This is a genomic window from Chitinophagales bacterium (assembly GCA_020636495.1).
GTDB lineage: Bacteria > Bacteroidota > Bacteroidia > Chitinophagales > Chitinophagaceae > UBA5543.
The window spans coordinates 623,825-637,602 of the sequence record JACJXQ010000008.1; the positions used below are offsets into that span (position 1 = coordinate 623,825).

The following is a 13,778-nucleotide window of genomic DNA, read 5'->3' on the forward strand; positions in this document are numbered from 1 at the left end:
GACTGCAAAAATAACAACTTATGGTTATTGTACGAACAGAGTGTATATATCCTTATATCAAGCATAAAAAAGCACCACCTGTTGCCGGGCAGCGCTTTCTGATATTGAGGGGCTGGTTGACTTAAATGATTAAGGGATAGCGGCCTGAGTGCGACAGCATATCGCAATACAGGTATCAACTACTATGCCAAAACAAAATTTTACTTATACGAACAGCTAAAACACCGCCGTTATATAGACTTTGACAGGAATGACGTTAACTTTGCACCCAATATGTTTTCAGAAGCAGATATCATCAAACAGGCTTTAGAGACAATAGAGCTGCAGGTCCAATCGGTGGCGGGACTGAAGAGTTATATCAACAAGGCTTTTGCCGATGTGGTAAAACTGATACATAATGCAAAAGGCCGTGTGGTAATAACCGGTATAGGCAAGAGTGCTGTTATAGCGCAGAAGATAGTAGCCACCTGCAATTCAACGGGCACGCCTGCCTTGTTCATGCATGCGGCTGACGCTATTCATGGTGACCTGGGTATGATACAGCCCGATGATGTGGTTATCATTATTTCTAAAAGTGGCTCCAGTCCCGAGATAAAGGTTTTGATACCGTTCATTAAGAATTTTGGCAATCCCGTGGTGGCTATCTGCGGCAATGAAACATCCTACCTGGCTATCAATGCCGACCATTTTATCAATACAACAGTAGAAAAAGAGGCTTGTCCCAACAACCTGGCACCCACTACCAGCACTACGGCACAAATGGTGATGGGTGATGCGCTGGCTGTATGCCTGCTAAGCCTCAAAGGCTTTTCTGCAGAAGACTTCGCACGTTTCCACCCGGGTGGTGCTCTTGGTAAAAGATTGTATCTGCGTGTAGGAGATATGAGCCATCAGCACGAAGCTCCAAAAGTACATATGGATGCGACACTCAAAGAGGTTATCTACGAAATATCCAGCAAAAGGCTGGGGGCTACTGCGGTACTGGACAATGAGGGCAACCTGATGGGTATAGTTACCGATGGTGACATACGCCGTATGCTGGAAAAACATGATAATACGGCATCGCTTACGGCTAAAGATATACTCACCACATCTCCCAAAACCATTGAGGAGTCAGAGCTGGCAGTGGCGGCTTTAGAGTTGATACGCAAACATAATATTTCGCAGATAGTAGTGACCAACGATGGCAAATACTCAGGCTTCGTGCACCTGCACGACCTGGTGAGGGAAGGGCTGATTTAGTCAGTATTACCTCACCATCAGCGATATTACCTGTATCAGTGCATCTGCGGCTATGATGGTCAATGAAGGAAGTTCCAGGTAATAATCATTGCGTTTGGGTAGCACTACACCTGCGTAAAGAGCAAGGGGAAGCAACTGCAGGAACTTCAACTCGTACACATGCGGCCAGTGGTTCATGGTAAATACACCATGGGCGAGTACCGGCAAAGCAATAAGCACGATGATACTCCTTTTGATGGTAGTCATGTCTTTGGCAATGGCTGCATAAATAATGATGAGTAATACCGGCAGGTAAAAAAGAAGGATGCTGTCAACACTGGTAAAAGACAGGATGATGGCGATACATTGTAATGCTAAAATGTATTTCAGAAACGGTTGCGGAAGCCTTAATACCCGTGTTAACCCGAAAAAGCCTGCAAGGGCCATGATGGCCTGGTAGAATATCAGCATATACAAAAATAGAGAATTAACGGATGTCCTGTACCTATGGTTTGCCGGCAAGATGCACCGTCAGCACTTTGGCGGCAGAGGCGATGATCTTGCGTTCGTCACGGTCGGTAGTTACTACGCATAGTGATTCATCGTTTTCAGGAATAGAAATGAAGAAAACGCTGCGTGCCATAGGCACCTTTACCCATGCTATAAATTTTCCTGTTGTATCCTCTATCCTGTACAGGTAGTTGTTTTTGCTGCTGCCGTGCAGGTTGCCCAGTGGCAGGTGCATATCCATGCGGTAATAACCCATCAGCGTATCATTTCGGTATATCTTATCGCCCGCTATACGTATGTTTATCGATTGTGGTTTTTCCGCAGGTGTAGGTGTGCCGCTGTTATAATTGTTCACTATGCCTTGTTGCAGGTGTGTGGTATTCAGCAGGCCATTCTTCTCGTTCCATTTGTCTATCAGTTTGTGCATGTTCTTTTCATTCACAAAGTTGCCGTTGATCACATCGTATTTCACCATATCCTGTGCCAGTGTCCTGATGAGCATAGGGTTGTACCGCACATTCAGTTCCAGGTCCATCGTCTCGAAACGGATACGGATATTGTAGAAATAAACGATGTACAATTCATGAGCAGAGGCAAAGATCTTAGCCTTCGCTGTTACGAACGACTGGTATTCTGTACCAAAAGAATAATCTTTAAAAGGGTCGCCCACGGCCTCAGGATACGCATTGGGGTTGCTTACCTCTCCGGGGTTGCCCATCATCAGGGTGCTGATACGGTAGCCGCTTTCTTTGTAAGAGCAGAAGGGTACGTTGCCTTTATATACCTTGCCCTTTTTCATGTATCCCGGCTGGCACAGAGCCGCAACTGGCAGCAATAGAGTAAGGCATATGTATACAAGCAGGCGCATACCTTAAATTTAAGGAATCACATGTATTCCCATTTGTCATTTTTTACAATCCCACGCCCAGCCCTACTTCCACCAGTTCTGCATCGGCTTTGTGTGCTTTCAGCAGTATTGAGGCAGATAATTCTTTCAAAAAACCTTCTTCGCGTTGTATTAAATACAGGTTGCCACCCAGTTTCTGGTAAAAGAAATCCTCCGGTATGGCATAGTTCTTTATATAAAACCCTAATTGCATCATAATACCTACACGCCCCAGCAGGAACTCATTACCCACTATCACGGCGCTCTTCCACGAGTTGGCCTTTTCTTTGCCGGGTAGTATCTCGTTATTACGCAGAAAAGCGTACATATTGGTATGATATGAGTAATCCAGTCCTGCGAACACCTTATTCTTGCTCCGGTAGCGTTTGCTCACAAAGGCTGATACAATGTATATCGGGTACATAGGTCCGTCTGCGGAAAAATTCTCACGTGCTGCCAGCCCCAGCCTGGCTTGCATCAACCACCGGTTCTTGAGTGGTGTCAGTTCTTTTACCTGCTTTTCAGGTTGAGAGGTAGTAGGGAAGTAACGTATGCCTATATGCGTCCCGTACGAGTTAATGCCCAGGTTGGGTGTGCGGAATGCTGCATTGGAGGTGTGCGTAAAATTGCCCCCAACCTGTACGTCAAGATGTTGGTTCACGCGATACCGCAGGTCGGTAGCGAAGAGCGAAAAATTATTGAAATGGCTGCCTATGGCCGTATTGATAGTATCGAACGTAGGGTAGCGCTGGTAGTCTTTGGTTACATAGCCCAAACCAAATGAGACCTTGAACGTCCACTGAAACTTTTTATACTTTACTATCGGTATCTCCAGGTTGGGGTATATGCTGATGCACTTGCCATAAATAGAGTCAATGCCATAATCTGTGTACATCATCCCGAACCCCACCAGCGGGAACCCGCGCCGCTGCTGCCAGTCTTTAGTGCCGTATGTCTGGAATAGCGCGTTCAGCTCAAACCCGTTCACTGATTTGGGCAACTGCACAGGAAATTTTTTAGTATGCCTGAATATCTTTCCCCGCATTACATTTGTTTCCAGGCCTATCCCGTCCCAGCTGTTTTGTGCATACAGTTGGGCAAGCGATAACAATAGCAGGTAAACGGTAAGGAGGGTGGTTTTCCCGGACATTATGGCATTTGAAATTTATGTTAGATAATGGCTTATGTGTTAACAAATATACTTTCCTATCGCAACTTTGTACCTTTGCCCAACGAACATTTTCGATATGCGTAGAATTACAGGTTTAATAGTACGGTCTTTTCTGCAGGGCATACTGATACTCAGCCCCATTGCGGTAACGGCTTATATCATTTATGCTGTATTTGATAGTATTGATACACTCATCCCCTCATTGCCGCGCGGGCTGGGCTTCCTGCTGGTTATCGGCGTGGTTACCACCATCGGTTACCTGGGCACACGCCTGTTCATCGGCCGCATGGTTATCGACGGGTTCGACTACCTGTTGCAAAACACCCCCGGCATCAAGTTCATCTACTCGTCTATCAAAGACGTGATGGACTCCTTCATGGGCGATAAAAAACGTTTCAATACCCCCGTTTGGGTGTGTACCAACCTGCACCCCGAAATGTGGCGCATTGGCTTCATGACACAGAAAGACCTTGCATTTGTAGGCATGGCCGGAAAGGTCTCCGTCTACCTGCCGCACTCCTATGCCATATCAGGCTGGGTGATAGTGGTAGATGCCAATAATATAAAGCCCGTCACTAAAATGAACTCAGCCGAGGCCATGAAGTTTGCCGTGAGCGGCGGTATTACCAGTAGTGTAGAAGAACACAAACATGATCTATTCGGGAAAAGCCATTAATCTGAACGCCGGGCCTGCGGCCCTGCCGCAACTCGTACTACAGCAGGCTGCGGAAGCTGTGCTCAACTACGAGCATACGGGCATGTCGGTACTCAGCATACCGCACCGTGGCGTTTTTTTTAATGAGATACTGGAAGAGAGCAAAGCACTGGTAAAAGAGCTCTGCGGCCTGGGCGATGACTACGAAGTAATGTGGATGCACGGCGGCGGGCGACTGCAATTTGCCATGATCCCAATGAACTTCCTCGGCGAGGAGCAAACCGCGGGTTATGTAGACAGTGGCTCATGGGCTGCAGATGCCATAAAGCATGCTGAGTATTACGGAAAAGTGTCCGTGCTCAGCTCGTCAAAAAAGCACGGTTATCAGCTATTGCCCGACTGGCCTGCAGAAATTCCCGCAGACCTTGCCTACCTGCACATCACCACCAACAATACTATTTACGGCACGCAATGGCCCGGGTTGCCCAATGCAGATGTACCACTTATAGCCGATATGAGCAGCGACATCTTCAGCCGTTTGACAGACTATACCAACTGCGCCATGTTCTACGCCGTAGCACAAAAGAATATCGGCCCTGCGGGCGCTACGCTGGTTGTAATGCGCAAGGATATGCTGCAACGCATCGGCCGAAAACTGCCGCCCATGCTCAGCTATGCGCAGCACGCGGCAAAGAACTCGGTGCTCAACACACCACCCGTGTTTGCCATATATGTATCGCTGCTCACACTCAGGTGGATAAAGAACAAAGGCATCGCTACCATAGAAGAAGAGAACAAAATAAAAGCCACCCTTTTGTACGACGAAGTAGAGCGGAATGCTTTATTTAGCACCACCGTACAGCACAGCGACAGGAGCATGATGAACGTATGTTTCCGCGCGGTGAACGAAAAAACGGGCGAACTCTTCAACAGCTTTTGTACAGAGAACGGAATACTTAACATCAAAGGCCACCGCTCTGTGGGCGGGTTCAGGGCCTCGTTATACAACGCCATCAGCGTAGAAGATGTAAAATACGTAGTGGCGGCAATGCAGGAATTTGAATTGAATAATAAACTATAAATAGATACATGGCAAAGATTACCCCTTTTAAAGGATTAAGGCCCATACAGGAACTGGCACAGGAAGTAGCAACACTACCATACGACGTAGTGAATGTAGAAGAAGCAAGGGCTTACAAAGACGAACCATATCACTTTTACCACGTTACCCGCTCCGAGATAGACCTGCCTGCGGATATAGACGTGCATAGCCAGCAGGTGTACGACAAGGCGAAAGAGAACCTCAACCACCTGATTGAAGAAGGTATACTGGTAGAAGACAGGGAGCCTTGCTACTACATTTACCGCCTGGTGATGAACGGCCGCGCGCAAACGGGCCTCATCTGCGGTTCGTCGGTAGAGGATTATAACAATGGTATTATCAAAAAGCACGAGTTCACCCGCCCGGTAAAGGAGAACGACCGTATCAACCATATAAAGACCACACGTGCGCAAACGGGTATCGTATTCCTGGCCTACCGCGAGCAGGCCGATGTGAACAAGATCATCGAAGACTGGAAGGCAGCACACGATGCCGACTACGACTTTATATCAGAAGATGGTATAGGCCACACCGTATGGGTGGTGAACGATAAGGACACCGTAGACAGCATTACCAAACTGTTTGACGAGAAGGTGCCTGCCACCTATATAGCCGACGGGCACCACCGTGCCGCATCGGGCGCTAAAGTGCGCGAGGCACTGGTAGCCGAAGGTACCGCCGACGACAGGAGCAACTATTTTGTTACCTGCATCTTCCCCGATACGCAACTGCTTATTATTGATTACAACCGCGTGGTGACCGACCTGCACGGCATGAGCAACGATGAGTTCCTCTCCGCGCTGAAGAACGACTTTGAACTGTCTGAGCCCATGGGCAAAGAGCAGTATAAGCCGCAGGCACTGCACGAGTTTGGCCTGTACCTGGGCGGCAACTGGTATAAGCTCACCGCCAAAGAGGGCACCTATACCACCGACCCCATAGGCATACTGGACGTGACCATACTGCAGAACAACGTACTCACAAAACTGCTGGACATAAAAGACCCACGCACCGACTACCGTGTAGATTTTGTAGGCGGCATACGCGGACTGGGCGAGCTGGAAAAACGTGTAGACAGCGGCGACATGGCGGCGGCCTTTGCCTGCTACCCCGTAAGCATACAGCAGCTTTTTGACATTGCCGACAGCGGCAACGTAATGCCACCCAAAAGCACCTGGTTTGAGCCCAAAACCCGCGACGGCTTAGTGGTGTATATGATATAAATGAACCCCCAACCCCTTAAGGGGCTAACATACTGAGAGGCGCGCAAGCGCCTCTTTTTTTTGCGTAAAAGGTTACGTGGGTGCTGTGTAATAAAATAGACCGTATGCTACATCATGTCTTTGATCTTTTCCAGTGTAGAGTTAAGTTGTTTTTCTACTTCACATTCCCAAACCACAATCACTTTCCAACCCATTTTTTGTATTTCTGCTACATGCCGGGCATCTCTATTAATATTTTTTTCCAGCTTTTCTTTCCAGAATTTCGAATTAGTATCAGGTATCCTGCCTTCGCGGCAATCTTTGTGATGGTGCCAGAAACAACCATGTACGAATATGGCAATCTTTTTTTTGGGAAAAACAATGTCAGGTTTACCGGGTAATTGCTTGTAATGTATCCTGTATCTGTATCCTGATTGGAATAAAGCTTTACGAAGTAACATTTCAGGTTTTGTGTCTTTCGACCTGATCTTTGACATTACTTCCTTACGCTTATTTTCAGGCCATATGTCAGTCATAATTATTCTTTGAAGTGTATTTGCCTAATTTACAATATTATTCACTACTCTGAATCTTCATTTGTTGTCCAGTTAGACGTGGATAAGTAATAATTGATTTTCAGAAATATTTGAAATAATTTGCCTCCAATGATAGACCGTAAAATTGGCATATTTTCATTCTTTTCCGGTGCAGGTTTTTTGGATTTAGGATTTGAGCAGAATGGATTTCACACACTATTTGTAAATGAGTTCCATCAACCATTTGCAGATATATATTCAGGTTCAAGAAATAAAATGAATATTTCAGGACCTGAATATGGGATTAATGTAAAAAGTATTGAAAATTATCTGGCATCAACAGATTTGAATACATTGAAGTCTAATCTCGCCGATGCAAGGAAACAACATGATCTCATTGGCTTTATTGGAGGACCTCCATGTCCTGATTTTTCTGTAGCTGGGAAAAATAAAGGAAGAAGTGGTGAGAATGGCAAATTATCTGGCTCGTATGTAGAGTTAATCAATAAACTCAATCCTGATTTTTTCTTATTTGAAAATGTAAAGGGGCTGTATAGAACAAAGAAACACCGAGCTTTTTTTGATGAATTAAAAAACAAGCTCATTTCCAATAATTACTATTTAACTGAAAGACTAGTCAATTCAATTGAATATGGAGTTGCTCAAAATCGTGACAGGATAATTCTGATAGGATTTAAACGTAATCTTTTAAGTGATTTAGGATTTGTATTGAATGGTTCACCAATAATCCAAAATTTTGATTGGTTTAAGCATACGTCGTATAATAAGGATGATGTTTTTAAATATAATTGGCCCGGTTTAGATCCTTTCCGTCCTGATTCAATAACTAATATGCCTGAGGGTATTCCTGAAGAGTTAACTGTTCAACATTGGTTTATTCAAAATGATGTTTCGAACCATAATAATTCAGAACATTACTTTAAGCCTAGGGCCGGATTAAAACGATTTGTTGAAATTCAGGAAGGAGATGACCTTAAAAAGTCATATAAAAGACTTCACAGATGGCGATATTCACCAACAGCTGCATATGGGAATAATGAAGTCCATCTGCATCCATATAAAGCAAGACGTATTACAGTAGCAGAAGCATTAGCAGTTCAAAGCTTGCCTAGTGATTTTATTATTCCGGAAGACATCTCGTTAACAAATATGTTTAAGTCAATAGGTAATGGTGTTCCATATCTATTAAGTTCTGGCCTCGCAAAAACAATATTGGATTTTCTATTCGATAACCCTATAAAAGACGTAAAAGAAAGCCATGCAAAAATTAACAGCATATAACATTGTTACTTTTATTAAACATTTAGATAAGAATAACCTATATCATTACGTAAGTAATAGAAACAAGGGCCAAATAAAAATATTGTCCATAGATGGTCCTGAAGGCCCAATTAGAGTCAAGCGGTGGAATGCTGAAAAAGGAGAAAGCGAAGGTACTGCGGAAGAGGTCTCTATTTCTACAGAAATGATTTGGAGAATTGCAAATGCATTTAGTCCTTTAAGACCAATAAATTTTGACCGTGTATTAGGGGCTAGTTATAATACAAGATCTGTACTCGAAGCTTTAATTGTACACACACCACAATTTTACTATTGTTATCCAGGGCGTGTTGAAAACATAGCAGGTAAAACAAAAATAAAACATGGTCACAAACATGTTTTATGGAATCCTGACAATGTACATAAAAATGGGATTGCTACACCAATTGATACCGATATTGTAATCTCAGAAATTGTTCAACAAGATGCGATTTATGACTCGTTAGATATTCCAATTGAATTACTGAAAGGTGAAATAGATATTGACATAAAAAGAAGACATTCACAAATTCAGATCGCACTGTATTTTATTGGTAAACAGTTGGGTTACAGTACATGGATAGCCAGAAATGATAGGAGCATAGAGTATAAAGACAAAAAAATAAGTGAGTATGAAGGTGTTATTGCTTCTTTGAATGAGGGAACTGTAATACGGTCTATGTCAGAAGCTGTAAAAGCCGCTGCATTGATAGATTGCATTTGGTTCAAAAATGGTAAGTTAATGCCTGCGGTTATGGAAATAGAACATTCTACAGGCGTTACATCTGGGTTGTCTAGAATGCAGGAGTTTTATGATATGGTACCTTCGATTAAAACTCGCTACGTGATTGTTGCTCCGGACGAAGAGCGGGAAAAAGTAATTAAAGAAATAAACAAAGAGCAATTTAAACCCTTAAATGCCCAGTATTTTCCATACTCCTCAGTGGAAGAATTATATAATCTTTGTCAACGAAGGAAGCTAAAAGGAGTTACAGAGGATTTTTTAGATTGTTACATGGAAAGTGTAATGATGACTTAACGTCAAAAAATATACCCCCTCCCCCCTCCATCTCATCCGGCGGTCTGAAGAGGTTCAGCAGGTCGCAGAGTGTATACACCCCAAAACCAAAAGATCCCGGCAAATACCGGGATGCTATATATGAAACAAACAGCGCAGGGAGAGTCTGCCCGCCCCTGCGATGGTTATTATTGTTGTTTAAAATATTCGCCCAGCAAAGCATTAAAATCGTTGCGGGTGCTATACCCGTGAAACAGGATGTTACTGTGCGTATCGAAGAACAGGTAATAAGGAGTGCCTATCACCTCGTTCCTGCAAGGGCCGCAAATGGCATTCCTGAACAGGAGGCCCTTTTTTCGCTCATCGTCCCGGTATTCGCGGTAGTGTTCAGGGTCTATAAAATACACTCTGCCGGTATACCCGTTGGCCTCCGGCACCTTAGCCAGGGTGCGTAGCTCGTGGCTGCCTGCACTGCTGCACAATATATATTCTATCCTGTCGGCATACTGTTCATTAAACTTCTTTATATTCTCAAACATCAGTGGTGTGCCCGGGCAATAGTTGGTAAATATCACCACCATTTTCACCTTCCCGTTGTCCTTCATCAGGTCGCGGAATAATACCGTACTGTCTACCAGTTGTATATTATGCTCCCCGATAAAGGCCCTTTCCTTTTCATTCAGCCCCTGTGCGTTGGTGGCCAGGCACAACAACACGGCTACAGCCGCCAGCAGGTATGTATGGTACTTGTTCATCTCACGATAGTTTTTTTAATAACAGTTCGTTTAAAAAATAATAACAGCACTTTGCGCAACACATGGAGGCGCAAAGTGCTGTTGGTGTATTGATTATATGGCGATAACAACTACGTTATTCTGGATAACGTAAGGGTAGTTGCCGGCCGGTATGATAGCAGGACAGTTGGCACCCAGTGCGGCCTGCTCCTGCGGTGTCAGGTGATAGTCGGCAGACAGCTCAAAGAAAGTGCCGGTAAACATCTGGCTCCAGGTAGGATCGGTAATGGCAGATATAGGCATAACCACGGTCAGCGCACCGTTGTTGTTGAAAACACCACCTTCGCCGGCTGGCATCGGGGCAACATCAGCAAACATAGCCAGGGAGAAATCTATTTTGAAAGTGAATTTACAGGTCTTTTTAGGACCGATGCAGGCATATTGTGATTGGTCTTCGTTCCACTCACGGATACCCCTTTCAAAACTAACTTCGATACCTATGGCCTGTGCCTGGTAGGTAAATGCTGAGAAACAGATCATTAAGAATAAGAATGCTTTTTTCATTTTGATAAAATTTAGATTTTTTTGTTCCTACTCTGTTTTACGCTTTTCGGATTCCGCGTACAAGACATCTTTTGGTGAACCGGTTCGTCAGATACATTGCACCACAAATATCCGAACGACATATACTTGTTTCTGTAATAAATAGATCCTCTTTATACTTACATTTTGAGGGTACCCGTTTTTCATGCCTCTTTACTATATATAAGGGACATACATATACTAACACCCGCATACAGCAAAAAGTCATAGAAATACATATTTGATAATATTGACTAAATATTGTATATTTGCTATTAATGAAATTGCAATAAAAGCCATGAAAAAACCGATCAGGGAAGAAGTAGCTCCCCTCCTGTTCTCAGGGAGGCATATCGGGCGGTCCGCCTATGGTGGATGTAGCCCGATCGGGGTGGTTGACTCGCGAGAACATCCATTTTTCACAACAAAACACAACAACCGAAATGAACGAGTTAAATACCATCAATTCACTTAACAACTGAGCTTGCGAACTCGTTAACACAAAGAAAAAATCATCGATAGGTTAACAACTGAGCTTGCGAACTCGTTAACACAAAGAAAAAATCATCGATAGGTTAACAACTGAGCTTGCGAACTCGTTAACACAAAGAAAAAATCATCGATAGGTTAACAACTGAGCTTGCGAACTCGTTAACACAAAGAAAAAATCATCGATAGGTTAACAACTGAGCTTGCGAACTCGTTAACACAAAGAAAAAATCATCGATAGGTTAACAACTGAGCTTGCGAACTCGTTAACACAAAGAAAAAATCATCGATAGGTTAACAACTGAGCTTGCGAACTCGTTAACACAAAGAAAAAATCATCGATAGGTTAACAATACTTAACAAAAAATGGAAAACAATTAAGATCCTCGAGCCCGGCAGCGCAGTAGTAATGTAGTACCATCAGGGCACCCTCCGAAACCATTGAAGCTTATGGTTTCGGCCTCTTTTTCTTTGGTTCGTTTCTTTTGGAGGGGCAAAAGAAATGAACGGAAAGCTGACCGGAGTTACCTGACCCTCATGTTGAGAGATACAGTGTCGGGGCATGGCATAACGGGAAGAGTAGAAAACACAATTATAAATCCCCTTATCTTTACCCCATGCGCATAGCTTTCGACGCCAAACGGGCTTTTCTCAACAACACAGGACTGGGGCAATACAGCCGCAACCTGCTCAGCGCCCTGTTTGCCGGCTATCCGCAACACCAATACCACCTCATGACCCCCAAGATGGGTACGCTGTTTCAGCCACAGCAGGGGGGCAATATACAGGTGCATACCCCGCAGGGGCTGTACAAGGCCGTTCCTGCCCTGTGGCGCAGCAATGGTGTCCGCCACGACCTGCAGCGCCTTCGTGTAGATCTGTATCATGGCCTCAGCCACGAGCTGCCGGTAGGCCTGCAGCGCACGGGCATCCGCACCGTCGTCACCATGCACGACCTGATATTCGAGCGTTACCCCAAACAATACAAGCCCATCGATGTGGCCGTGTACCGGAAGAAATTCCGCTACGCCGCCGCTCATGCCGATGTGGTCATAGCCATCAGTCACCAGACCAAATCCGACCTTATGTCGTACTACAACGTACCTGAGAACAAAATAAAGGTCTGCTACCAGAGCTGTAACCCGGGTTTTGCACAACCAGTTAGCGAGGAGGCACAAAAGCAGGCGCGCGAGAAATACGGCCTGCCGCAGCAATACCTGCTCAGCGTGGGTAGCGTCATAGAGCGCAAAAACCTGCTGAACGTCTGCGCCGCTTTGCACAGCCTCAAGGACAGGCTGGACATTCCGCTGGCAGTAATAGGCACGGGTGGCGATTATATGAAGCAGGTAAAGGAATATATAACCACCCACGGCCTGCAGGACAAGGTCCTCTTCCTGAGCGAAAGGCCGGGAGGCGTGTCAGGGGCAGATATGCCGGCTATCTATCATGGGGCGCACGCTATGCTCTATCCCTCCGTTTTCGAAGGCTTCGGCATTCCCGTTCTGGAAGCATTGTGGAGCAGCCTGCCGGTCATCACATCCAATGTCTCCTGCATGCCCGAGACGGGAGGAGACGCCGCCCGCTATATCGATCCGCAGAGTGTAGAGGATATGGCACAGGCAATATATGATGTAAGCACCAGCACTGCACTGAGGGATGACATGATAGCCAAAGGATTGGTGCACGCACAAAACTTCACGCCCGAAGTTTGCGCCTCAGCCGTTATGGATGTATACCGTTCTTTGGTTTGATGTTATTTGTCGGCGGTAAACTGTGGGGATACCGCTGCTGGTATTACCAGTTTAGAACTCAGGTTGGGGAATAGCTGGCGCATCTGGGCCAGGTTGCGTTCCGCTACATCAAGGAAGTACCAGGTCTTACCCTTGTCCGGCGACAGGCCTATGAGTGAAGTTGTGGCTTTTATTTTGCCTTCAGGCAGGCGGTATTCCATATATTGGGGTAGTACGCATTGCCACTCGCCGTTGGTGTCCAGCATATTCTCGGGCATGTTGGGCCACACAGCCGTCAGCAGGTTGCCCGATTCTTCCAGTTCTTTGATCTGTTCGGCCACTTGTATGGTCATACCGGCACGGCCACCCTTCACATTCTCCAGCACGCGGGGATGTATAAATGCGGCATAGTCATCGTAGCGTTTGTTCACCATAGCTTCGTCCATGCTTTTTGCCGCCAGGAATGCTGACTTTTTTGCTGCCGACACATCACCTATCTGTGCCTGGGTTGCAAAACATATTGCTAATGCGCATGCTATCAGTGAAGTTCTTTTCATATTGTATCCCGGATTTTTCAAAGGGTAAATATAGCCAAACAGCAGTTATTTTATGGCTTAGGGCT

General features: G+C 45.2%; 14 protein-coding genes. 7 read left to right on the forward strand and 7 right to left on the reverse strand.

The genetic code is table 11. From position 1 onward, the window contains the following. Positions 1-273 precede the first annotated feature (273 nt). Positions 274-1,242, forward strand: coding sequence for a KpsF/GutQ family sugar-phosphate isomerase (locus H6550_02815; protein ID MCB9045052.1), 969 nt, complete (start codon positions 274-276; stop codon positions 1,240-1,242). Between the two features lie 6 nt (positions 1,243-1,248). Here the strand turns inward: H6550_02815 and H6550_02820 are convergent, their stop codons facing one another. Genes H6550_02820 through H6550_02830 form a run of 3 tightly spaced genes read right to left on the reverse strand, consistent with a single transcriptional unit; the run spans position 1,249 to position 3,767 of the window. Then, positions 1,249-1,692, reverse strand: coding sequence for a hypothetical protein (locus tag H6550_02820; GenBank protein ID MCB9045053.1), 444 nt, complete (start codon positions 1,690-1,692; stop codon positions 1,249-1,251). A gap of 34 nt (positions 1,693-1,726) precedes the next feature. Next, on the reverse strand, positions 1,727-2,599 hold the full coding sequence (locus H6550_02825) for a hypothetical protein (GenBank protein MCB9045054.1): 873 nt from the start codon (positions 2,597-2,599) through the stop codon (positions 1,727-1,729). A 43-nt stretch (positions 2,600-2,642) separates the two neighbouring features. Next, positions 2,643-3,767, reverse strand: coding sequence for an acyloxyacyl hydrolase (locus H6550_02830; GenBank protein MCB9045055.1), 1,125 nt, complete (start codon positions 3,765-3,767; stop codon positions 2,643-2,645). Between the two features lie 97 nt (positions 3,768-3,864). Between H6550_02830 and H6550_02835 the strand changes: the two genes are divergently transcribed. From H6550_02835 to H6550_02845, 3 genes are read left to right on the forward strand one after another with little or no spacing between them, the layout of a single operon-like run. After that, positions 3,865-4,464, forward strand: a complete 600-nt coding sequence (locus H6550_02835; protein ID MCB9045056.1) for a DUF502 domain-containing protein — start codon at positions 3,865-3,867, stop codon at positions 4,462-4,464. After that, complete coding sequence (gene serC / locus H6550_02840) at positions 4,439-5,524, forward strand: 3-phosphoserine/phosphohydroxythreonine transaminase (GenBank protein ID MCB9045057.1); 1,086 nt, start codon at positions 4,439-4,441, stop codon at positions 5,522-5,524. The genes H6550_02835 and serC overlap by 26 nt, the downstream gene beginning before the upstream one ends. Before the next feature lie 8 nt (positions 5,525-5,532). Further along, positions 5,533-6,768, forward strand: coding sequence for a DUF1015 domain-containing protein (locus H6550_02845; protein ID MCB9045058.1), 1,236 nt, complete (start codon positions 5,533-5,535; stop codon positions 6,766-6,768). A gap of 107 nt (positions 6,769-6,875) precedes the next feature. Here H6550_02845 and vsr read toward each other — a convergent pair whose 3' ends face one another. Next, complete coding sequence (vsr, locus tag H6550_02850; GenBank protein MCB9045059.1) at positions 6,876-7,283, reverse strand: DNA mismatch endonuclease Vsr; 408 nt, start codon at positions 7,281-7,283, stop codon at positions 6,876-6,878. A 129-nt stretch (positions 7,284-7,412) separates the two neighbouring features. Between vsr and H6550_02855 the strand changes: the two genes are divergently transcribed. Then, complete coding sequence (locus H6550_02855) at positions 7,413-8,585, forward strand: DNA cytosine methyltransferase (GenBank protein ID MCB9045060.1); 1,173 nt, start codon at positions 7,413-7,415, stop codon at positions 8,583-8,585. Between the two features lies 1 nt (position 8,586). Then, on the forward strand, positions 8,587-9,642 hold the full coding sequence (locus tag H6550_02860; GenBank protein ID MCB9045061.1) for a restriction endonuclease: 1,056 nt from the start codon (positions 8,587-8,589) through the stop codon (positions 9,640-9,642). Between the two features lie 167 nt (positions 9,643-9,809). Here H6550_02860 and H6550_02865 read toward each other — a convergent pair whose 3' ends face one another. Further along, positions 9,810-10,376 carry a hypothetical protein gene (locus H6550_02865; protein MCB9045062.1) on the reverse strand — a complete coding sequence of 189 codons (567 nt, stop codon included), beginning with the start codon at positions 10,374-10,376 and terminating at the stop codon, positions 9,810-9,812. 93 nt (positions 10,377-10,469) lie between these two features. After that, the gene (locus H6550_02870; protein MCB9045063.1) at positions 10,470-10,919 is read right to left on the reverse strand and encodes a hypothetical protein; all 450 of its coding nucleotides are present in this window, start codon (positions 10,917-10,919) and stop codon (positions 10,470-10,472) included. 1,124 nt (positions 10,920-12,043) lie between these two features. On the opposite strand from H6550_02870, the gene H6550_02875 reads away from it, so the two are divergent. Next, positions 12,044-13,177 (forward strand): glycosyltransferase family 4 protein, encoded by a 1,134-nt coding sequence (locus H6550_02875; GenBank protein ID MCB9045064.1) that lies wholly within the window; start codon positions 12,044-12,046, stop codon positions 13,175-13,177. 2 nt (positions 13,178-13,179) lie between these two features. Here the strand turns inward: H6550_02875 and H6550_02880 are convergent, their stop codons facing one another. Further along, positions 13,180-13,713 carry a hypothetical protein gene (locus tag H6550_02880; protein MCB9045065.1) on the reverse strand — a complete coding sequence of 178 codons (534 nt, stop codon included), beginning with the start codon at positions 13,711-13,713 and terminating at the stop codon, positions 13,180-13,182. Positions 13,714-13,778 lie beyond the last annotated feature (65 nt).